The sequence below is a fragment of the Acinetobacter sp. IRS14 genome (assembly GCF_034650275.1).
Classification (GTDB): Bacteria; Pseudomonadota; Gammaproteobacteria; order Pseudomonadales; family Moraxellaceae; genus Acinetobacter; species Acinetobacter oleivorans.
The window spans coordinates 1-21679 of sequence record NZ_JAOVFN010000013.1 but is presented as its reverse complement, the minus strand read 5'-3'; the positions used below and the strand labels follow the sequence as shown (position 1 = coordinate 21679).

The 21679-nt window shown below is 39.1% G+C and carries 19 protein-coding genes; 7 read left to right on the top strand and 12 right to left on the bottom strand.

Annotation, left to right across the window (positions count from 1 at the left end; genetic code table 11):
• Positions 1-1037: 1037 nt before the first annotated feature.
• A complete protein-coding gene (locus ODQ17_RS12535) occupies positions 1038-2228 on the bottom strand; it encodes an MFS transporter (protein ID WP_322904009.1) in 1191 nt (396 codons plus the stop codon).
• 103 nt (positions 2229-2331) lie between these two features.
• Here ODQ17_RS12535 and ODQ17_RS12530 point away from each other — a divergent pair, with 103 nt between their 5' ends.
• The 6 genes from ODQ17_RS12530 (at position 2332) to ODQ17_RS12505 (ending at position 9064) form a co-directional block, all read left to right on the top strand.
• Positions 2332-3243, top strand: a complete 912-nt coding sequence (locus ODQ17_RS12530) for a LysR family transcriptional regulator (RefSeq protein WP_322904007.1) — start codon at positions 2332-2334, stop codon at positions 3241-3243.
• A gap of 259 nt (positions 3244-3502) precedes the next feature.
• A complete protein-coding gene (gene mutS, locus ODQ17_RS12525) occupies positions 3503-6142 on the top strand; it encodes a DNA mismatch repair protein MutS (RefSeq protein WP_322904005.1) in 2640 nt (879 codons plus the stop codon).
• Between the two features lie 61 nt (positions 6143-6203).
• Complete coding sequence (locus ODQ17_RS12520) at positions 6204-6734, top strand: GNAT family N-acetyltransferase (RefSeq protein WP_322904001.1); 531 nt, start codon at positions 6204-6206, stop codon at positions 6732-6734.
• A gap of 344 nt (positions 6735-7078) precedes the next feature.
• Positions 7079-7402, top strand: coding sequence for a ferredoxin FdxA (gene fdxA, locus ODQ17_RS12515; RefSeq protein WP_003650851.1), 324 nt, complete (start codon positions 7079-7081; stop codon positions 7400-7402).
• A gap of 131 nt (positions 7403-7533) precedes the next feature.
• Positions 7534-8256, top strand: a complete 723-nt coding sequence (locus tag ODQ17_RS12510) for a D-Ala-D-Ala carboxypeptidase family metallohydrolase (protein WP_174746768.1) — start codon at positions 7534-7536, stop codon at positions 8254-8256.
• A gap of 139 nt (positions 8257-8395) precedes the next feature.
• Positions 8396-9064, top strand: coding sequence for an O-methyltransferase (locus ODQ17_RS12505; protein WP_322903999.1), 669 nt, complete (start codon positions 8396-8398; stop codon positions 9062-9064).
• A gap of 116 nt (positions 9065-9180) precedes the next feature.
• Here the strand turns inward: ODQ17_RS12505 and ODQ17_RS12500 are convergent, their stop codons facing one another.
• From ODQ17_RS12500 to ODQ17_RS12450, 11 genes are all read right to left on the bottom strand, one after another.
• Positions 9181-10023, bottom strand: a complete 843-nt coding sequence (locus tag ODQ17_RS12500) for a universal stress protein (RefSeq protein ID WP_322903996.1) — start codon at positions 10021-10023, stop codon at positions 9181-9183.
• 155 nt (positions 10024-10178) lie between these two features.
• A complete protein-coding gene (locus tag ODQ17_RS12495) occupies positions 10179-10790 on the bottom strand; it encodes a chloramphenicol acetyltransferase CAT (protein WP_005303760.1) in 612 nt (203 codons plus the stop codon).
• Positions 10783-11382, bottom strand: a complete 600-nt coding sequence (locus tag ODQ17_RS12490) for an IMPACT family protein (RefSeq protein ID WP_322903994.1) — start codon at positions 11380-11382, stop codon at positions 10783-10785. Before ODQ17_RS12490 ends, ODQ17_RS12495 begins: the two co-directional genes overlap by 8 nt.
• Before the next feature lie 92 nt (positions 11383-11474).
• A complete protein-coding gene (locus ODQ17_RS12485) occupies positions 11475-12671 on the bottom strand; it encodes an HlyD family efflux transporter periplasmic adaptor subunit (RefSeq protein WP_322903992.1) in 1197 nt (398 codons plus the stop codon).
• Positions 12668-14806: a type I secretion system permease/ATPase gene (locus ODQ17_RS12480; protein WP_005303757.1), complete on the bottom strand. Its 2139-nt coding sequence runs from the start codon at positions 14804-14806 to the stop codon at positions 12668-12670. The genes ODQ17_RS12485 and ODQ17_RS12480 overlap by 4 nt, the downstream gene beginning before the upstream one ends.
• Positions 14803-16269, bottom strand: coding sequence for a TolC family outer membrane protein (locus ODQ17_RS12475; protein WP_192833678.1), 1467 nt, complete (start codon positions 16267-16269; stop codon positions 14803-14805). Before ODQ17_RS12475 ends, ODQ17_RS12480 begins: the two co-directional genes overlap by 4 nt.
• A gap of 273 nt (positions 16270-16542) precedes the next feature.
• Positions 16543-17289, bottom strand: a complete 747-nt coding sequence (lptB, locus tag ODQ17_RS12470; RefSeq protein ID WP_003650837.1) for an LPS export ABC transporter ATP-binding protein — start codon at positions 17287-17289, stop codon at positions 16543-16545.
• Positions 17289-17837, bottom strand: a complete 549-nt coding sequence (gene lptA, locus ODQ17_RS12465; RefSeq protein ID WP_005303751.1) for a lipopolysaccharide transport periplasmic protein LptA — start codon at positions 17835-17837, stop codon at positions 17289-17291. Before lptA ends, lptB begins: the two co-directional genes overlap by 1 nt.
• Positions 17821-18369: an LPS export ABC transporter periplasmic protein LptC gene (gene lptC / locus ODQ17_RS12460; RefSeq protein WP_005303748.1), complete on the bottom strand. Its 549-nt coding sequence runs from the start codon at positions 18367-18369 to the stop codon at positions 17821-17823. Before lptC ends, lptA begins: the two co-directional genes overlap by 17 nt.
• 37 nt (positions 18370-18406) lie before the next feature.
• Positions 18407-18946, bottom strand: a complete 540-nt coding sequence (locus ODQ17_RS12455; protein WP_004793423.1) for a KdsC family phosphatase — start codon at positions 18944-18946, stop codon at positions 18407-18409.
• 3 nt (positions 18947-18949) lie between these two features.
• A complete protein-coding gene (locus ODQ17_RS12450) occupies positions 18950-19927 on the bottom strand; it encodes a KpsF/GutQ family sugar-phosphate isomerase (protein WP_013198420.1) in 978 nt (325 codons plus the stop codon).
• A gap of 213 nt (positions 19928-20140) precedes the next feature.
• Between ODQ17_RS12450 and cysS the strand changes: the two genes are divergently transcribed.
• The gene (cysS, locus tag ODQ17_RS12445; RefSeq protein ID WP_111854818.1) at positions 20141-21562 is read left to right on the top strand and encodes a cysteine--tRNA ligase; all 1422 of its coding nucleotides are present in this window, start codon (positions 20141-20143) and stop codon (positions 21560-21562) included.
• Positions 21563-21679: the final 117 nt, after the last annotated feature.

The following is a 21679-nucleotide window of genomic DNA, read 5'->3' as shown; positions in this document are numbered from 1 at the left end:
GCCTCACCCCAATTGTTACTAATTTGTGAATTTTTGTTAAAACAAGTTTATATATGAATTGTAAAGATTGTTTTAATAAGGATCAATTTATTTTTAATTATTTAAGTTAATAAAATCAGATCTTTAAACAAAATAAAACACCTTATTAACTTTCACTCGGATATCTAAATTTAATTAATCTTTATAAAAACAAAACAAAATCATGAAAAATGTGCAAATATATTAAATTAAACTAAACAATAATATTTTATCAAGTAGAATTGTTTTTATATTTTTCATAAAAATTTTAAGAAAAACTAAAATTAAAATTTATAAATAGTAACCATTTAAAATACCACAAAAACATCAACTTTTTTTAAAATTAATTGATTTTAATCACAGTTCAATCCAGTTAACTAAAATTCATTTTTAAAGAATTTAAATTAAATAATTTTTCTTATTCTAGTTATAAAATTCAACCATTAATCATCTTGAAGAAAAAATTACCTTTTCATTCAGTCTTGTATATTTACCCCTATGATCCCATCTGTATTTACAACTAACTTATAATCTCTTTTTACAACAATTAATATAAAGACATCAAATCTTGTAACGGAATAAATCTATCATTTTTCGATTTCGTGAATGATAATTATAAAATTTTAGTTAATAGATTTCTCTAAGATTAGTTTACTTTTATCATCCAAGAAATAATTTTTATACTTTGAAATTTTCATTATCTTTATTTATATTTTCAAAGTACTCAATACAATAAAATGGAAAGAATATGTCAAATCAATTTGATTCTTTCTCAATAGCAAGAACGAGTGTTCACCATAAAAGTCATTCGATTAACCATTTAATCCAACTTGATAATGGTACAAAAACACCCTTAGCCTAATTATTGCTGCAAATAAACCTTTATCCCTCAAAAACTCATGCCCCAGAATGTATAGAAATAATTTCACAAAAATGTAGTCTTAAAGTTAGTGATTAAACAAATGCCAAATCTGTTTAGTCACCACCCTTTTAATGGATCGAAAATAACAACTTTAAAATTATGTTGGTAGAAAACGTTTAGCCAGTTTCTTTTGCAGAATAATAATGAGAATTGGGAACCCTGCTGCGGAAATTGCACATATCACCAGTAACTTGTTTACATTTTGTGGTGCCATGCCATGATCAGGCAATAAAAAAGCAGACAGGAAAAATGCGTTGGTTGTAACCAGATACATGATTGAGGTCTGTAATGAAGAAAATCCAGCTCGTTGTCTATCATCAGGAAACTGAATCGAAACCACCGAAGATGTCACCAAACGACTGTAAGATGCACCGAGAAATAAACTAATAAATAACGTCGCATGCGGATAGCCTAAAATTGGTATCAGCAAACTCAGTATAAAGACGATCGTTGAAGCTGTAGCCAGCATTAAAGCAGAAAAACGGGAGGTTAACGCCCCTGTGATTTTTGTAGACAGATAACCTATCACGCCCCCGCTAAAGAAGAGCCAAGGCAGTAGATCTTGGGAAGCACCCAACTGCTGTATCATTAAGGGTGCCAAAATAGGAATAACCAGCATAGGACTAAACTGAACAAACGCATTACAGGAAGCGAACAGTAAAGTTTCCATATCAAGAGGCTGCTTAGGAAACGTATCTAAAGAGACTGGATCTTGGGGAATGATGGATACAATCAATGGCAGTGCCAATACACACAAGGCACTTATGAGCCACAAAGCCACATGCCAGCCATAATGTGTGCACAAAAATAATATCGTGGGCATTCCTACAATACTTACTATCGAAAATGACGCGATCACCGTCGCCAACATTTTTCCGCGTAAGTTAGGCGGCGCGTTGTTTATTAATATACTTATACCCACACCCATTGTCGTACCACCAACCAACCCTGCACAAAATCGTAGTGCAAGCAGAAGACTAAAACTGGATATGCAGGTAGTCAAAAGTGTTAGTAGACCCAACAACGCCATATTGGCGATTAAAAAATGTTTTTTATTGAAATGATCAATCCAGTAAAAAGCAATAATTCCCGAAAGAACAGCACCTAGTGTGTACATGCCGGACACATAGCCTGAGAATGATACAGGCACTGCGAAATCTGTTGCCATAAAAACAAAAACAGGGTTGAACACCATATATTCCAGTGCATTGGTGAACTGGACAAAAGCAATTACAAGGGCTATCCGCATGAGAGCTTTATGATTAAATATCTGCATGACTGGGAGCATAGCAAGCAACCTATGGATGAAAGATATCCAAGCTTAGCTGCTATCAATAATGTTTATTATATGGTAGAAATGGCACTTATTATTATCAAATATGGGATAATTGATGCGTTCTGCTCTGGATTTTAATGCCCTGAAAGTGTTCATTGCGGTGGTTGAAAGAGAAAGTTTTGTTGGGGCATCGAAAATCCTTGAAATGCCGACATCAAACGTTAGTCGCTGTATTTCTCAGTTAGAAGAAAAACTGGATCTTCAGCTCATTGAGCGTAGCACCCGACATATGAGACTCACTCAGGCAGGGCAGCTACTCTACACCCGCGCGAAGCCATTACTGGAGGCGCTTGAGCAAACTGAGACAGAATTAACATTGCGGCAAATGCAACTCAAAGGCCCATTGCGAATCTGTATTCCCAATGAAATAGGTCCTGCATTGCTGAGTTCTGTTATTGCTGATTTTGCCTGTCAGCACCCAGACCTTGAGATCAGCTGTGTTACCAATTTGTCAGGTTTCGAATCTCTGCGAGATGATCTGGATTTAGCTATCATTATTACCCGTGGTCAGATGGATAACAGTGACTACATCGCACGTCATCTGGTAATTATCCCTTGCACCATTGTTGCAGCCCCATCCCTCATTCAGCGTTACGGCACCCCGACTCATATCCAGCAATTTGAAGAGTTGCCCTGTATTACAACGGTAAGTGCACTCAAAGGTGCTCCTTGGCAATTTGTCAATAAAAAGGGGGAATTCGAGACCATCAAGGTTAAAGGACATTATCGGGTAAACAGTGGAGAGATGGCAGGACAAGCGGCAGTATCGGGTGTCGGTTTCGCAATTCTATCGAAACAAGCCTGCCATCCATACATTAGCGATGGACGTTTAATCGAAATTAAGTTTGAACAATCGGCAGCCCCATTGCAATTGTTCGCACTTTATTCAAATCGTCGTTACTTACCCGCTAAAACAAGAGCGCTCATTGATTTCATGCAGCAGAAATTGAGTGATAGTCCGAGCTGATAAGGTCACTTTTTTTTTGCTGTTTATTTCCTCGCTCATTTTAGGAATCCTTTTTGCCAATCAGTCGCAATTTGTTAAGATGGCAAGCTTGAGAAATTAAGTTAAGCTCTCACACACTGTTGACTCAATTTTGACATAAAAAAGGTACACTAAAAGGTATACTTTTTTCTTTGATTAAGTCCAATTCATACAGAAGTTGTTAGAATTGGTTAGATGACCAAACGTAAAATATTATTGATTTTTTAAGGGTTTATTACGCATGAATAGCGCTGAAATCATGGCCGATCTCTCCACTCACACTCCAATGATGCAGCAATATCTCAAGGTTAAAAAAGACTATCAACATGCGTTGCTGTTTTATCGTATGGGTGACTTTTATGAACTTTTCTTTGAAGACTCCCATTTAGCAGCTAAACTTTTAGGTATTACCTTAACCCATCGTGGTAAAGCAAACGGCAACCCAATTCCAATGGCAGGCGTTCCCTATCATTCAGCAGAAGGTTATCTTGCACGTCTTGTCAAAGCTGGGCGAACTGTAGCTATTTGCGAACAAGTGGGAGAAGTAACAGGTAAAGGTCCGGTTGATCGTAAAGTTGTTCGTATTCTGACCCCTGGTACTTTAACTGATGATGCATTACTCAGCAGTTATCAATCGTCTAATCTCGTTTCATTATGCATTCATCAAAACCAGATTGGTTTCGCGTTACTCGACTTAAGTGCAGGCATTTTTAAAGTTCAACAACAAGATTACAAGCCCGAACAATTGCCTATTGAGCTTGCACGTTTAATGCCAAGTGAAATCTTGATTGATGAAGACCTGGTCGACACAAATATTATCGAGCAAATTAAAAAACACTTAGAATGCCCTGTTACCAAACGTCCAAATGTAGACTTCAATCTAAATAACGCACAAAAAACTTTATGTGACCAATTTACGGTATCAACGCTTTCAGGTTTTGGTTTAGACCCATTACCTTTAGCTAAAGCTGCTGCTGCTGCACTCATTCACTATGCAAAAGAAACACAAAAAACTGCATTACCACATATCCGTTCAATTCAGCTTGAGCAAAGTACAGACTTTATCGCGCTCGACCCAATCACGCGCCGTAACCTAGAAATTATCGAACCGCTATTTGAACATGGCACCTCATTATTCCAACTGGTAAATGACTGCCAAACTGCAATGGGTGGTCGTTTATTAAGCCGTACACTCATGCAACCTGTTCGTGATACAGCCTTGCTCGATGCTCGTTTAGATGCGATTGAGCAACTCATTCAAGGCTACCATGAAAGTCCTGTTCGTTTAGTGCTTAAAGAAATTGGCGATATTGAACGTGTGCTTAGCCGCGTTGCACTAGGTAGTGCGCGACCACGTGATTTGGTGCAACTTCGTCATGCATGTGCACAAATTCCAGCTTTAAGAACGGCGTTAACTCCAGTTATTCATGCGAAAAAATCTAAGTTATTAGTTCAACTTGATCAAGAACTTGGAGATTTTAAAGCGCTTCATCAGCATTTGATGGCAGCTATTGTTGAAAACCCTCCTGTATTACTTCGTGATGGCAATGTAATTGCAGAAGGATATGATGCTGATCTCGATGAATTACGCCAAATTCGTGATCATGCTGGTCAATTCCTTATTGATTTAGAAATTAAAGAGCGCGAACGTACTGGCATTAACACCCTTAAGATCGGCTATAACCGTGTAAGTGGTTACTATATTGAACTCACTCGTGCTCAAGCAGAGCAAGCCCCTGCTGACTACATTCGTCGCCAGACTTTAAAGAATGCTGAGCGCTACATTACGCCAGAGCTAAAAAGTTTTGAAGATAAAGTTCTGTCGAGTGAGTCGCGCGCATTAGCACGTGAAAAAGCATTATTCGAAGCTTTGCTTGAAAACCTTCGTGAAAATATTGCTCACCTACAAATGATGAGTTCGGCAATTGCTCAAATTGATGTGGTGGCAAACTTTGCTCATCAAGCACGTTTAAACAATTGGGCACGTCCTGAATTTACTCCCGAAACGGGCATTAAAATTCAGGCGGGTCGTCACCCTGTGGTTGAAGCATTAAATAAAGCACCATTTACCCCAAATGATACTTTCCTTGATGCTCAGCACCGTATGGCAATTATTACTGGTCCAAACATGGGCGGTAAATCAACCTTCATGCGTCAAACAGCATTAATTAGTTTGCTTGCTTATTGCGGTAGCTACGTTCCAGCTAAAGCAGCCAAGCTTGGTCCAATTGACCGAATTTTCACTCGTATTGGTTCAGCCGACGATTTATCTACAGGCAAATCGACCTTTATGGTTGAGATGACAGAAACTTCACAAATTCTGCACCACGCCACCAATCAGTCACTTGTTTTAATGGATGAGGTTGGCCGTGGAACCAGTACCTATGACGGTTTATCTTTAGCATGGGCTTGCGTAGTTGACTTAACAAAGCGCGTAAAATGTTTATGTTTATTTGCCACTCATTATTTCGAGTTGACTGAACTTGGTAGTGAAGCAGGAATTGATAACTATCATGTTACGGCGCAAGAACTTAATGGCAATCTGATTTTATTGCATAAAGTTCAACAAGGCCCTGCAAGTCAAAGTCATGGTTTACAAGTCGCAAAATTAGCGGGCATTCCTGCCAATGTTATTAAAGAAGCACAAAAGCGTTTACGCATTTTGGAAAAACAGCAGCAGCAACATCTACAAACCAGTTTTCAAAATGATTTGTTTGCTCCACCAGATGCAAACTCTGGTTCACAAATCATAGAAAAAGTTGTCGAGATCGAAGTTTCATCCCCTGCTCTAGATTTACTTAAGCAAATTGAAGTCGATAACTTATCGCCTCGTCAGGCGCTTGAACAACTCTATGAGCTGAAAGCTGCACTCAAATCTTAATAAATCACATCCGAATAAGCAGGCTTAGGTCTGCTTATTCATCTCGGAGAATAATATTTATATGATCTTAAGATCTTTGCAATATTCAGAAATCGATCTTATTTGGCAGCAGATTAGCCGCCGTGAATTAATTACTCAAAACTACATACAAAAACAGCAACATCTAGACTTAGTTGATTGTTTTTTTAATGTACAACATTGGGACTCATATCATCTAGAAAATGACCCACCTAAACTGAAACAGCTCTTTGAACAAGGTTCAATATTTGTCGGCGCATTTGATGCTTCTGAAAAACTGGTTGGTGTAAGCGTAGTCTCAAATCAACTTATAGCGGACTACCCTTACGCTAAATTACTCCACTATTTCTATGTCGATGCAGACCTACAAGGTCAAGGCATTGGTGCTAAGCTTATGCAAGCCGCAAAAGAGTCCGCCAAGCAACTCGGTGCGCACCAACTATATATTTCAGCAACCCCAAGTCGGCGCACTGTAGACTTCTATATGAAGCATGGTGCACAACCTTTAAGTGCTCCAGATCAACAACTTTGGCAGCTCGAACCTGAAGATATTCATTTACTGTGTAAGGTTTAGCTCTAAATATTTGAAGATTTTTAGCTAAAAAAGCTGAAAATCAAAATTTGTAAAAGAAAAAATGAAAAGTTAAGGTATTTATTAAAATAGATGTCTTGACTTAAATGACATCTAAACAATTAAATAAAATAATTTTTAAGTTATTGTTTTATAAAATATATTATTATTTTAATTTTATAGACAAGTAGTTCACAAGGCTGAAAGATCTGTTTGATTATCAACGTATTAACTTATCTTCATATGCATGAATAAAGAATATCAATAAAAGCAATTGTTTGTTTACCCCTTTTTTGCCTAAAATAAGCTATTCGAAATGAAACCATATTTTTTAGGTAGCTGTCGCCATGACCTTTGTTGTCACTGAAAATTGTATTAAATGTAAATACCAAGATTGCGTAGAAGTTTGTCCTGTTGACTGTTTCTACGAAGGTCCGAATTTCCTAGTGATTAATCCGGATGAATGTATTGACTGTGCATTATGTGAACCAGAGTGCCCGGCAAATGCAATTTTCTCTGAAGATGAGTTACCAGAAGGTCAAGAAGTGTTTATTGAATTAAATGCTGATCTTTCTCAAAAATGGCCTAACATTACGCAAATTGGTGATCAACCAGCTGACCGTGAAGAATGGAATGGCAAACCTGATAAATTACAATATCTTGAAAAGTAATTTCAAAAAAAGATCAGCAACCGCTGATCTTTTTTATACCCTATTCAAACATTTCATTGCAAATTCCTCGTAATTTGTGCACTGTTTTGCATTAAAATAGCCGCAATATTTATAAGTGCTTAATTTTTCTTATGCGGAAGTTTTTGCAGAGTCTGGTGCCCTTATGCATAATCCCAGCGGTTATGGTAGGTTGTGTCAGCTCTCCCCAACACACAACAACAGGCAAAACCTCTCCAAGTGGTAAACGAATCTTTATTCCACAAGAGCGCGTTATTATCGAGCGCCCGATCCCCCCTAAAGTTGAGCCTGCGTCTTATCGAGGCTGGTTAAGTTCTGGTGAAAATTACCAACGTGTTCGTGAATACGAAAACTTCTTAACCCGAAACAACGTCGCAGGCATTGTGCCAAGTTTTGAGTTATTACGCTCAGCACGTGATTGGCAAAAATGTGGCCGCTCAGAATATGCCGTGCCTAATCGCGAACTTTGGGGCAACTCTTTATCAACCCTACGCGTATTTAAATATTTAGTTGCAGCAAAAGTTCTAACTGACTTTGAAGTAACCTCGGTTTACCGTGACTTACCTTTAAATGAATGTGCTGGTGGCGCAAGCTCATCTAAACATTTATTTAACTCGGCAATCGATTTCCGTATTGGCCCTGAGTTCCCACAAGCTCAAGATTATGCATTTATTGAAAATACCAAATTTAAACTTTGTCAATTCTGGGCTCAGCATGGCCAAAGCTTAAATATGGGTATTGGATTATATAGCTCTGGACAAATTCATATTGATACTCAAGGCTATCGTACTTGGGGACCAGACCTCACCCGAAACAGTTCGATGTGTAATTTCTAATTCAAAAAACTCCTTTCAACTGAAAGGAGTTTTTTTATTGTTCATTTCTCAATCAACCAAAATTTCTTGAAACGAAGATTTTTGCACTCTATGCATAAACGTTTAAAATAGCCCGATCAACATATAGGTAAATTTGATTATGCAGCAGATGTGGACAGACATTGACCAATATATCGATTCACATTTAATTCCTGAAGACCCGCGACTCGAATATGCATTAAAGAATACCGATGAACACGGCTTTTCAAATCATCTTGCAGTGGCGCCTAACCAAGGTATGTTCTTGCAAATGCTTATTCAAATGAATAAATGCAAACGAGTCTTAGAAATTGGTACCTTTGCTGCATACAGTACCATCTGGTTGGGTCGTGCTTTGCCTGAAGATGGTTATTTACTCACAATTGAAGGCCGTGCTACTCATGCAGAAATGGCTCAAAAAAATATCGATCATGCTGACCTTCCAGTAAAAGTCGATCTTAGAGCTGGCCGCGCCGCTGATATTCTGTCTGAAATTGATCCTCAATCCATCGAGCCTTTTGATTTTATTTTTATTGATGCAGATAAACAGGGTTATCCTGAATATTTAGAATTGAGCCTGAAATTCTCTAGATCGGGTACGATTATCGTGCTGGATAATGTCATTCGCGCAGGTGATATTTTAAATCCAGATAATAAAAAACCGAGTATTGAAGGCATCCGTGAAATGTTTAAAGCGCTCGAAAATCACCCACAAATATTGTCTTGTACAGCCTTACAAACAGTCGGCTCAAAAGGTCATGATGGCTTCGCAATTGCAATTGTGAAATAATGGTTAAAAAATCATCTTTTTTATTTTATTATTTATAATCAATAAATTACTTTTATTACTGTTGCTTTTCCATATAGTTATCCACAAGATTTGCGGATAACTATATGGAAATCTGATTATTTAGCCACAAGTAACGGTACAGTCGCGTTTCGGAATATGGTTGTCGCAATACTTCCTAAGAAGAATTGATGAATCTTGCTATGACTAAATGCCCCTAGCACAATAATTTGAATACCGTGTTCTTGTTGGTACTCTAAAATATTTTGTGCAACATCACCATAGCGATATACAGTCACAACATCAATGCCCGCTTGTTTCAGGTAATGCTCAGGTTCATTTAATATTTCCGGATGATCACCTACATATACCAAATGACATTGCAGTTTTCGCAATAAATCACTTTGGGCAATACGGCGCATCATTTTTTGACAAGTTGGTGAATATTCATAGGCAAAGATAAAACGGGTTGGCACTTTAAAGTTTTCACCAATAGTCAAAACTGTACAGTTAGCACCACGGATAAAGTTCTCAACATTACTACCGATTGGTTTCTGTTTCTCGGCAGCCCGCTCCCCAACTCGACCTAAAATGACGATGTCATTTTCATGCAAGAGATTAAAACTTTGCTCTAAAAAATCACCTTTTTCTTGAATTTTTGAACTCGTAATCCCATGTTTTTCTTGAATAAGATCAGAAATGTGACGGAGTAAATTATTGCTATAGTCTAAAGCGAGTTCACTTTGTTTTTGTTCCAGCTCAGCTAACTCTTTTAGCAGCATTGCATTGCTTTCAAAGCCAATTACCCCACTAATTTCACCAAGATGATAACTGGCTGGGTAATAATCTAGAATTTGTAATAATACAAGTTCCCGTCCGGTTGCTTTAGCAACCCATGCTGCTGCATCGGCAATAGCATTAATACACGGTGATGAGTCAATACACGCAATAACACGGTTCATGTTAGCCTCTCTTCTTCAGGTCTATTGCCTTGGAGATTATTCTTAAAACTTAGCTTTAACTTAACATAGATAAAAATTGGTATGTTAAGGTTTATGTATAAAAATCAACTTTTTTGTTTAAAGATCAAACATTTTATTACATTCTTAAGACTGCATTATTCTCTTAAACGAATAAATTTTGCGGGATTTCCACCAACAATATGGTAAGGCTCAACATCTTTGGTCACCATACTATTCATCCCGACTACGGCATGTTTTCCTATTTTAATACCATCTTTAATACCCACATGTGCCCCCAACCAAACGTCCTGCTCAACTTCAATTCCTTTAGAAGTTACAGGCTGTTGGTAAAGTGGACGGTCTAACTGCATCCCATGATCAAATGCATATAAATGACAATATGCTGCAATACGAACTTGGTCATGCAATTTTATGCCGGCTCGCCCACCATCTAAAATACAATGATGATTTATCGCGACCTCATTACCAATTTCAAGTGGTCCATGCAAACTACAATCTGCTGCGATAAAACAATTATCACCAATAATAATTTTACGTCCCGGCTCAGCAAAAATATGAGCTAACGGTGAAATAAAACAGTTTTCACCAATCTCAACAGTTTCCATATCCATCAAATAAGCTTGATATTCTTTTTGCCATTCTTCGGCCCAAGCACGATGTTTCGGTTTTAAAGTCCAATATAACCATGGCATATAGTTTAAGCGGTGCTTGTGTTGCTCACGATATTTCAATAAGGAATCAGTCATCAGTTAATTCCTCTTCAATCTTTAACTCTTCACGACCACGCGTTACGTCTCTAAGTTTTAAAGCAAGCGGTTCAATTTGATGTATTTGTAGCCTTGCTCCGATATCTACACCCGTTGCAGTGTAGGTTTCCTGATATTCAATTTGTTGTTGAGTAAGCTCATATTGAAATATCGCCCACTCATTAAAGTGACAAGAAAAGTAAATCGTTTTCTTTGCAATGAGTTCAATACGCTCAGCCAAAAGTAAACATTGCCCAGCACAGCCGCCATATGCTCTAACAAGGCCACCTGTTCCAAGTTTTATTCCACCATACCAGCGGTTAACCATCACAATAATATTCGTCAGGTCATTCCCTTCAATGGTCGCCAAAATTGGACGGCCTGCTGTTCCTGACGGTTCGCCGTCATCATTAAAGCGTACGTTATGGCCAATTTTCCAAGCCCAACATTGGTGAGTTGTAGAGATATCTTTATTGAGTTCTAAAAATTCTTTAACTCGCTGTTCATTTTCTACTGGCGCAGCGATAGCCTGAAATCTGCTTTTTTTAATTTCTTCTTCAAATGTAATCTGTGATGCAATCGTAAAAGCCATAAATTAAATAAAGCATAATAAAAATCAAATTATAACGTGAATTTAATAGAATCAAACCCATAAAAAAGCCCCGAATCTCGGGGCTTTTTTGATTATCTTTCTCGTAAAGCTTCTTTAGCTTTATTAAATGGTTTAAGTAAGTAATCCAGTACTGTTTTTTCACCCGTACGAATATCTACTGTTGCCACCATACCCGGTGTAATTCCGAATGCTTTACCTTCTTTATTATAAAGCTTGTCAGAATCAGTGCGGATATAAACACGATAATAGAATTGGTCTTGTTTCACTTCATCACGAATTGTATCTGGTGAAATAACCGTAACCTTACCTTTTAAACCACCATAAATTGAGTAGTCATAAGCGGTAATCTTAACCAGTGCTTCTTGACCCGGACGAATAAATGCAATGTCACGTGGCAAAATACGCGCTTCAATCAGCAGCTGCTCATCAATCGGTACAATCGTCATCAATTTACCATTTTGTGGAATAACACCACCATGGGTTGTGACTGCAATTTCTTTTACAACACCACGTACCGGTGCTTTAAACACCGCACGATCTAAACTGTCACTACGACCCAACACGATTTGTTGTTGCGTTTCACTATCCGTATTTGCTTTCGATAACTCTTCACGAGCCTTAACATAATACTGGTTCTGCGCATCGTTCATTTTGTTTCTAAGGTCGTTTGCTTCACGACGTAAACGTAAAACTTCAACTTCACTTGCCGCACCTTTAGCAACTAACGGCTCTGTCATTGCCAGCTCTTGTTGCACCAGTTGCAAAGCCTGTTTTAAACCTGAAAGTGTTTGCTCAAGATCAGCACGGCGTGAATGATATAGCGCTGTTTCTTCTTGTACAAGTTTTGGTTCTTTCATCACAATTTCAGGAAAAACCAATGGTGTACCGTTTACTTCCGCACGCAAACGCGCTGCTGTCGCCTGAGCCGAAATAAGTAAAGATCTTGATTCACCAACGTTAGATGCAAAACGGGTTGGATCGAGTTGCGCAAGAATTTCGCCTTTTTGAACAATGTCGCCTTCTTGTACATTCAGCTTGGTTAAAATACCGCCCTCTAAAGACTGAATCACCTGTTCTTTAGACGATGGAATCACTTTACCTGTACCGGTAGAAACTTCTTCAAGTTTAAATACCCATGCCCAGATAAAGAAAATAACCAAACCAATCCCCACAATCCAGATCACTAAGCTGGCACGTGGTAAAGGTGGCTCACTATAAGAGACATTCATTGAACGGGTGAGTTGTTGTTCTTGTTGTGGTTCGCTCATGAATTACCCCCTTGCACTTGTTTTTGTTGGGCTGTTGATTGATTAAGGACCTGATCTCTTGGACCATCCATCACGATTTTGCCATCGTTAACGACAATAATACGGTCCACTAGTTCTAAAACAGCTCGGCGGTGAGTCGCAACGACCAAAGTACGATGCGCCAGCCATCCTTTTAAATGATCAATCAGTTGTTTCTCTGCCACATCATCAATGGCTGCTGTTGGTTCGTCTAACAATAAAATGTTAGGTTGACGAATCAATAGACGAGCCAATAATAATGCTTGTTTCTGACCACCCGAGAAACCAACGCCACCCTCTAAAATCAGGTGATCCAATCCTTCTTTTTTCTCTTGAACAAAAGGTAATGCGCCCGTCACCACTAAAGCCCGAAGAATTTCTTCATCGGTTGCAAGCGGAGCACCTAAAGTAAGGTTTTCACGAATCGTACCGTAGAAAAGATACGCATTCTGGTTGAGTAATCCCATATCACGACGTACATCGGATGGATCAATTAAAGACAGATCCAGACCATCTAAATGCACTGAACCTTGAGTTGGGACTTGCATGCCTGATAAAAGCTGAAGCAATGTTGATTTACCCGCCCCATTACGCCCTAGAATTGCAATTTTTTCACCAGCGCGAATTTTTAAATGACGGATTGCCAAACTTGGTCTTGGGTCTTCTTCTCCATATTGGAACAAAGCATTTTTTAGTTCGTAATCGCCATTTAAAGCAGCTTTATGTACCAGATGTGAACGATCAGCCTGATCGATTGGACGTTGCATAAGCTCATCTAGGCTTTGTTTTGCAACTTTCGCCTGCTGTAAACGTCCTAGAACACCGGTAATCTGTGCAATCGGACCTAACATGCGTGAAGATAAAATTGAACAAGCCACTAACGCACCTGTAGTCATTTCACCATCCATCACCGCAAAACATCCTACTAAAACTACGATCGCATAGGTCAAACCCTGAAGCATTTGAGTCCATGCCATTAAGGTACCAACGATTTTACGTTGTCTCATACCAATGTCGGCTGAAACTTCATTCATGTGGTTCCACTGGTTCTGGAAGCGTGATTCAGCACGTAAAAGCTTGATGTCTTCAATACCTTGTACCGCTTCCACAAGAATGGCATTACGAATTGATGATTCTCTCATACCCTCTTGTGCGAGTTGAGCTAGCTTCTTCTGTGCCAGAATCCCCGGCAAAAGCATAAGTGGTACAACCAGCAACATCACCCAAAACAATTTTCCGCCAATAATCGCAAAGATTGTCAGGAACAGGAAAAAGAATGGGAAATCGGCAATTGCACTAATGGTGGTTGAAGTCACCAGTTCACGCACACCTTCAAGCTCACGAATTTGGGAAATAAAACTACCTGTAGACTTTGAGCGGTCTTTATTTTTGATGCGTAAGGCATGACCAAATACACGGTCTGAAACCCGTAAATCCGCGCGTTTACCAATAATATCGGATAAGTACACTCGTGATATACGTAAGGTAAATTCGAAGAGCGCTGCAATGAGTACACCACCTGCCAGCACCCATAAAGTTGGAACAGACTGTGATGGAACAACGCGGTCATAGACTTGCATTGAGAAAATAATGGTTGCCAGTGCCAAAATATTGGCAATCAGTGAGGCAAACATAATATCAACGTAGCGCTTCCAGTCTCTGAGTACAATTGACCAGAACCAGCTTGCTTCATACGGTTTGATATATTCGTCAATACGCGCATCAGGAATAGAAGTTTCAGGACGCAGAATATAGACATTTTTAATTGTCGTTTTTAAGACGTCCAAGCTTAAATTTTGGGAAAGGCCGTGATCTCCACTCAACTGGATACTGACATTTCCTTGAGTATCAGCTTTATCAACAACACCAACCTGTCCGTCGTTAAACTCGACCATAACAGGTAGGCGCCACGGATTCAGTACCTCTAAAGAAAAAGGTACTTTACGTAAATTTAGTCCAACCTGACGTGTAATGAGCTGTAAAACATCATCAAGGTTTTGATTCTGGTTCCAATCAAGTTGTAAACGGATTCTTTCTTCTGAAGGCTCAATTCGGTAATGTTTAGCAATCGTTAAGACCGCCTGTAACCAGGGCTGGTAGTTTATTTTTGTCATCATGGTTGTACTTCGAACCCCTGAATTGAAATATTATTTAAGTCATAAGCTTGGCGGGAACGTCCTGTTGCCGAAATATACTGAACAATACTGTTATAGATATCGTAACGTGCCGTCTCGAGTTCTGAGTTAGCACTATGAATGGCTTGTTCTGCGTTCAGTAAGTCAACCAATGAACGTGTACCAAGCTTGTACTGCTCTTGATAAAGTTCACGTGTACGAACTGTAGTGGCTTGGCGATTTGCTAAAACCAACATTTGACGTTGTTTATTTTCAATTTGTTCACGGCTGGTTCTAATTTGGTCGAGAACGTCCAGATAAACTGAATTGACTTTAGACTTTGCTGCTTCTTCGGCATAACTTGCCATTTTCACCTGAGAAGAAACGGCTCCACCTTGATAAAACTGACTGCTTGCTTCAAGCATGACTGAACTATATAGACCGTCGTCTTTATCATTGTTTGGGTTTCTACCATTGATGGCTTGACTCAAAGAACCTTTAACAGACAAGGTCGGATAACGTGTTAAACGAGTCTGTTCCTTTTGAGCTTTAGCCACTTCAACACTGGCTTGAGCCGCAATCATTTTTGGGATGGTATTAAACTCAGGTTCGCCATATAAATCAGATTGTTTCACCAAATCATCTGAAATAATCCAACCCGTGCGCGAGACATCTGCACCCAATAATGTTCTTAAATGTTGTTGGTACTGACGCAATAATGATTGTTGTGCAATCAAACCAGACTGGGCAGCTTGTAAATAAGACTGAGCTTGAATCGGGTCAGCCTGACTACTAATACCCGCATTTGCACGTAAGTTAGCGATTTCCTGAATTCGCTGAATACCCGCAATTTGTTGCTCGGCAATTTTATTTAATTGAAGATAGCGCTGAATATTAATAATCGACTGTGCAACATCAAGTGCAATATCATCAATGCTGACTAGAACATTGGCCTGCTCGACTTGAACCTTGGCTTGCTCAACATCAACACCTGATTTAACTTTGCCAAAATCATAGAGCATTTGAGTCGCATTTAGGGTCAATAACTGCCTACCACGCTCACCACTAGTCAAGTCACCTGTAGTGATACCACCTGAAAGCTGTGGATAATAACCAGCCTTGGCATAATCAATACCAGCATTTTGGCCAGCTAAAGTAGAAATGGCTTGAGAAATATCAGGGTTACGCTGGATTGCGATTTTCACCGCTTCCTGCAAAGTCATTTTGCTTGATGGCAAACTTGAATAAGATCCAGCCGATCGATCATTGAGTTGAACAGTCGGAAACTCCTGAACTCTAGAACGATCTAACTTAAAATTACTCAGCTCTTGCATCTTGGCAACTTTAAATTCATCACTACTTTTTGGGGCAAAAAGCTGTGATAAGTTGTCTTTTAAGGTGTGATATTGCTCACTTGGTTTAGCAGCATATATCACCATAGGTACATGCAATGAAGTTAAAAGCATCAACCCTTTCAGGAAAGCCGGCTTTTTACATGTCCTTGTTACTCTTCTCTGGTTATATCCAATCATGCTTGTCTTGTTGATCTTGTTTGTTATCGTTTAAAAGCTTTTACATTCTACATATTTTTTTGCATAAAGAAGCATAATTGCAGGAATAATTCACACATTATAGTTCTATTAAATGAATAAGTTAAATCATTGTTTTTAAAAACTAAATATAAAAAAACTAAAAAGAGGCATTGACCTCTTTTTAGACAAATAGATTAACTTTGTTATTTAAACTGTGAAATCGTCACCTAAGTAGACTTTACGAACTTGCTCGTTATCCAGAATTTCTTGTGGTGTACCTTCTGCAATTACAGCTCCTTCACTCACAATATATGCACGTTCACAAATTGCTAAAGTTTCACGTACGTTATGGTCCGTAATGAGTACACCGATGCCACGATCCTTCAAAGTCTGGATAATATCTTTAATATCTCCAACCGAGATTGGGTCAACGCCGGCAAATGGTTCATCAAGCAACATAAATTTAGGATCAGCAGCTAATGCACGTGCAATTTCAGCACGGCGGCGTTCACCACCTGACACGCTCATTCCTAATGAATCTTTAATATGACTAATTTTAAAGTCATTTAATAATTCAGTAAGACGTTGCTGGCGTTGTTGCTTATTTAAGTCCTTACGTGTTTCTAAAATGGACATAATATTTTCAGCAATGGTTAGCTTTCTAAAAATAGAAGCCTCTTGCGGAAGATATCCAATGCCCTTGCGTGCCCGTTCATGCATTGCCAAATCGGACATATCAAGATCATCAAGGTGAATTTCACCTTTGTCCATACGCACTAGCCCTACAACCATATAGAAGCTTGTTGTTTTTCCTGCACCGTTAGGGCCAAGCAAACCAACAATCTGTCCACTTTGCATACTAAAAGATACGTCTTTGACGACCCAACGCTTACTATAGTTTTTTCCTAAGTGCTTAATACACAAAGTTTGGGGTTGTTGAAGAGCTTGTTGCATTAGTCACGCGCTCCTGGAAAGCTTTTTGAACTTGATGGTGGAATAATAATCTGTACACGATTTGATGATGAACCTTGAGCTTCAACATCACCTTTGTTCATACTATATTTCAATGAGTTACCACGAATACTAGAACCATCTTGATATAAATATGCACCACCATTCAATGTAATAATGCCCGTATCTGCATTATAAACAATGGTCTGTCCTTCACCACGTGCCACGCCCTTATCAGCACTTATTTGTTGCTGAAACTTAGATGGTCGGCCTTTAGCGGTAATGGTTTGAATTTCACGCTTAGAGTTTAGCGTAGCAACAATCGAATCTGCTTGAAGCTTCATCGTACCTTGCTCAATCACGACATTACCGGTGTAAGTCGTCAAACCAGTTTTTTCGTTATAAGTTGCACGGTCTGCCACGAGTGAAATTTGTTGATTACGGTCAGACGGCAACGCAAAAGTCGAAGCTGATGATAAAGCAACGAATGTAATAACCGCAGCTTGTTTTAGGAAAGCTGAAGAACGTTTTAAATTAAGACTTTGGTACATACTTTCCTCGAATATTAAAAAATTCGTACTGACCGTTATTCAAATTGGCTTTTAATCCTTTGCTAACAAAATCGCCTTGTGGAGCTTGAACAACCACTTGATGATCCGTTTCAATCTCTCTGGTCTTTGGATAACCCGTTAACTCATCGGTTTTGAATTCAATTTTCCCTTGTGGAGCAAGTTTAGTTGCGACCACATCACCCGATAATATAACTTTACGATTATCATCATAGCCATTTGCCTGTTTCGCAAAGAACGTCGCATCAACCTTGCCATCTTTATACATAGAGGCATTAAGTTGATCCAACTTTGATGTTTTTTGTTGCATATCCTGTTCAAGCTGACGAACTTCAGCACGAATATACAAATTGCCTTGATCATCAGTTTGAGTCAAATGGACGCCCTGCGCCGAATATGTCATATTCTTCGCAGAACCAATGTCTAGTTTTTTTGCTTTGCCACTATAGTAGTAATAACCACCACTTATAGCAGCAATAACTACAGCAACAATAGATAAAACTCTGGTATCCATGAGCAGGAATAGCCTACCTTTTTAAGTAATCTTATTATTAATGCGGTACTGCAAGATATTTTTCAAGAAGTTCTTGGTAAATGCCTTTTGCGATCAGCAACATATCACAGACTTCACGTACAGCACCACGTCCGCCCATTGACTGGGTAACTAAATGCGCACGGCGACGCACTTCTTCATGACCATTTGGCACGGTAACACTCATTCCTGCGATTGCAAAAGCAGATAAATCAGGCCAGTCATCGCCCATATATAAGCAGTCGGAAGGCAAAATATTAAACTGTGCACAAGCTTCACGTAACGCAGAACCTTTGTCTTCACGACCTTGAAAAACGAGGTCTACGCCTAAATCAGACATACGTTTTTCAACAATATTACTTTTTCGGCCTGTAATAATGATGACTTTCATGCCTGCTTGCTGCACAAGTTTCATGCCTAAACCATCACGAATATCGAATGATTTAATCTCATCGCCACTATTGGTTAAAGTTACAAAGCCATCACTCAAAATACCATCGACATCCAGAACCAATGCCTGTAAGTGACGTGCTTGTTCTAACAATGCATAAGATGCCATTGATTAATTTACCCCTGCCTGAATAAGGTCATGCATACTAATTACACCAATCACTTTATTTTGGTCATCAACCACAACAAATTGACTGATTTTTTTCAGGTTAAGCTGTTGTAGAGCTTCTACCGCACGTGCTTCTTGAGAAATAGTTGACGGTTTTTTTGTCATTACTTCAGAAACAGGTAAATTCACATCGAAACCTTGCTGTTTATCAATTAAACGACGCAAGTCACCATCAGTGAAAATACCAAGCAAATGTTCCTGTTCATCTACAATCGTGGTCAAGCCTAAACGCTTATTAGAAATTTCGTAAAGCACTTGATTCATTGGCGTATCTGGTGAAACTTTTGGCAATTCATCGCCTGTATGCATGAGGTGTTTTACATGTAAAAGTAAACGCTTACCCAATGCTCCAGCAGGATGCGAGCGAGCAAAATCATCTGCAGTAAAACCACGCGCTTCAAGTAAAGCAACAGCCAGCGCATCACCCAATACTAAGGTTGCTGTCGTGCTCGATGTCGGGGCTAATCCTAGTGGACATGCTTCATCAGACTCGCCTAAAGTTAAAGCGATGTCAGCATTTTGAGGCATTGGCCCTTTATCAGTACGGCTAATGGTAATAAGAGGTACACCAAGATGTTTGATGAGTGGCATCAACATCATGATTTCATCACTTTTTCCAGAATTGGAAATCGCGATTAAAACGTCACCGCGAACCAGCATCCCCAAATCGCCATGCCCAGCTTCGCCCGGATGCATAAAGAAAGATGGTGTACCAGTTGAAGCAAAAGTCGCAGCCATTTTACGGCCAATATGCCCTGACTTACCCATGCCAGTAATCACAACACGGCCTTTACACTGTAACAATATTTCACAAGCCTGATTAAAACTGTCATTAATTTGTGTTGCTAACACGTCTAGGGCTTGCTGCTCAATACGCAAGGTTGCTAATGCGCTGCTTTGAAAATCTGTAGGATTGGGCATACGAGTTTGACTCAAAATAATTGATCTGATCTCTTATGAAGATCGGTGATTTTAATCAAAAGATTTGGGGGCATTCTAACATAACTCAATCATCTACACGTTTTTAAATGTATAAGATTTCACAAGCTTATAAAATTCTTGCATAAACCTTTGTGAAAAATGATGCATCAGTTATGATGTAACACTGTTTTTGTTGAGTGTTTGAAAACCCTTATGCAACCGTTTGTTTTATATAACTCTGAGCAACGAAAAAAAGTTGAATTTGTACCTCGCAAAGAAGGTCACATCGATATGTACGTCTGCGGTATGACCGTTTACGATTACTGTCATATCGGGCATGCTCGAGTTATGGTTGCATTTGACTACATTATTCGTTTCTTACGTAGTCAAGGCTGGAATGTTCGCTATATTCGCAACATTACCGACATTGACGACAAAATTATTAAACGCGCGAATGAAAATGGTGAAACCATTCAGCAGCTCACTACTCGTTTCATTGATGCAATGAACGAAGATGCAGCTAACTTAGGCTGTGCTGCACCTGATGAAGCACCTAAAGCGACTGAATATATTGATCAGATGCAAAACATGATTGGCAATCTGGTTAATAAAGGTTCGGCTTATCCTGCTGCAAACGGCGATGTTTATTTTGAAGTCACCAAATTTGAAAAATATGGTCGCCTCTCTGGCCGTAAGCTTGATGACATGCAAGCTGGTGCGAGTGAGCGTGTTGACGTAGAAGTTGAAAAGAAACATCCGTTTGACTTTGTACTTTGGAAACATGCTAAAGAAAATGAACCTTCATGGGCATCTCCTTGGGGCAATGGCCGTCCGGGTTGGCACATTGAATGTTCTGCAATGTCGACTTGCTGCTTAGGCAATCACTTTGACATTCATGGTGGTGGTTCAGATTTAATGTTCCCTCATCATGAAAATGAAATTGCGCAAAGTGAAGCGTCAACTGGCGAACAATATGTAAACTACTGGATGCATGTTGGCTTCATTAACGTTGATGGTGAAAAGATGTCTAAGTCTTTAGGCAACTTCTTTACTATTCGTGACGTGATGGAAAAATTTCACCCTGAAGTGATCCGCTACTTTATTGTGTCTTCACACTATCGTAGTCCTGTGAATTTCTCTGATGTGGCACTTAAAGAAGCAAAAACTTCTTTAACTCGTTTCTATCATTCATTTAAAGCTTACCAACAAGTGTACGGTCAAACGACAACTGAAACGCTTGATCAAAGCTTTATTGAACGTTTTAACAATGCGATGTGTGATGATTTCAACACTGCCGAAGCTATGGCTGTGTTGTTTGAACTGAACAAAGAATTAAACCGTGCTGTAAAAGAAGAGCAAGCTGACCAAGCGACTGTGCTTTATTCGACATTACGTCACCTCACCAACATTTTAGGTTTGGTACAACACAATGTAGATGATTTCTTAAAATCAGATATTGGACAAGAAGCGCTTACTTTGTCTGATGCTGAAATTGAAGATTTTATTCAACAACGTGTGGATGCGAAAAAAGCAAAAGACTTTGCTAAAGCAGATGGTATTCGCCAGTCTTTGCTCGACCAAGGTGTTGTATTAGAAGACACTCGTCAAGGTACAGTTTGGCGTCGTGCCGATTAAATGTTCAATTAAATCACAAGAGTGTTGACACTTTAGTGAAACACTCTATAATGTGCTCACATTGCGGGAATAGCTCAGTTGGTAGAGCATAACCTTGCCAAGGTTGGGGTCGCGAGT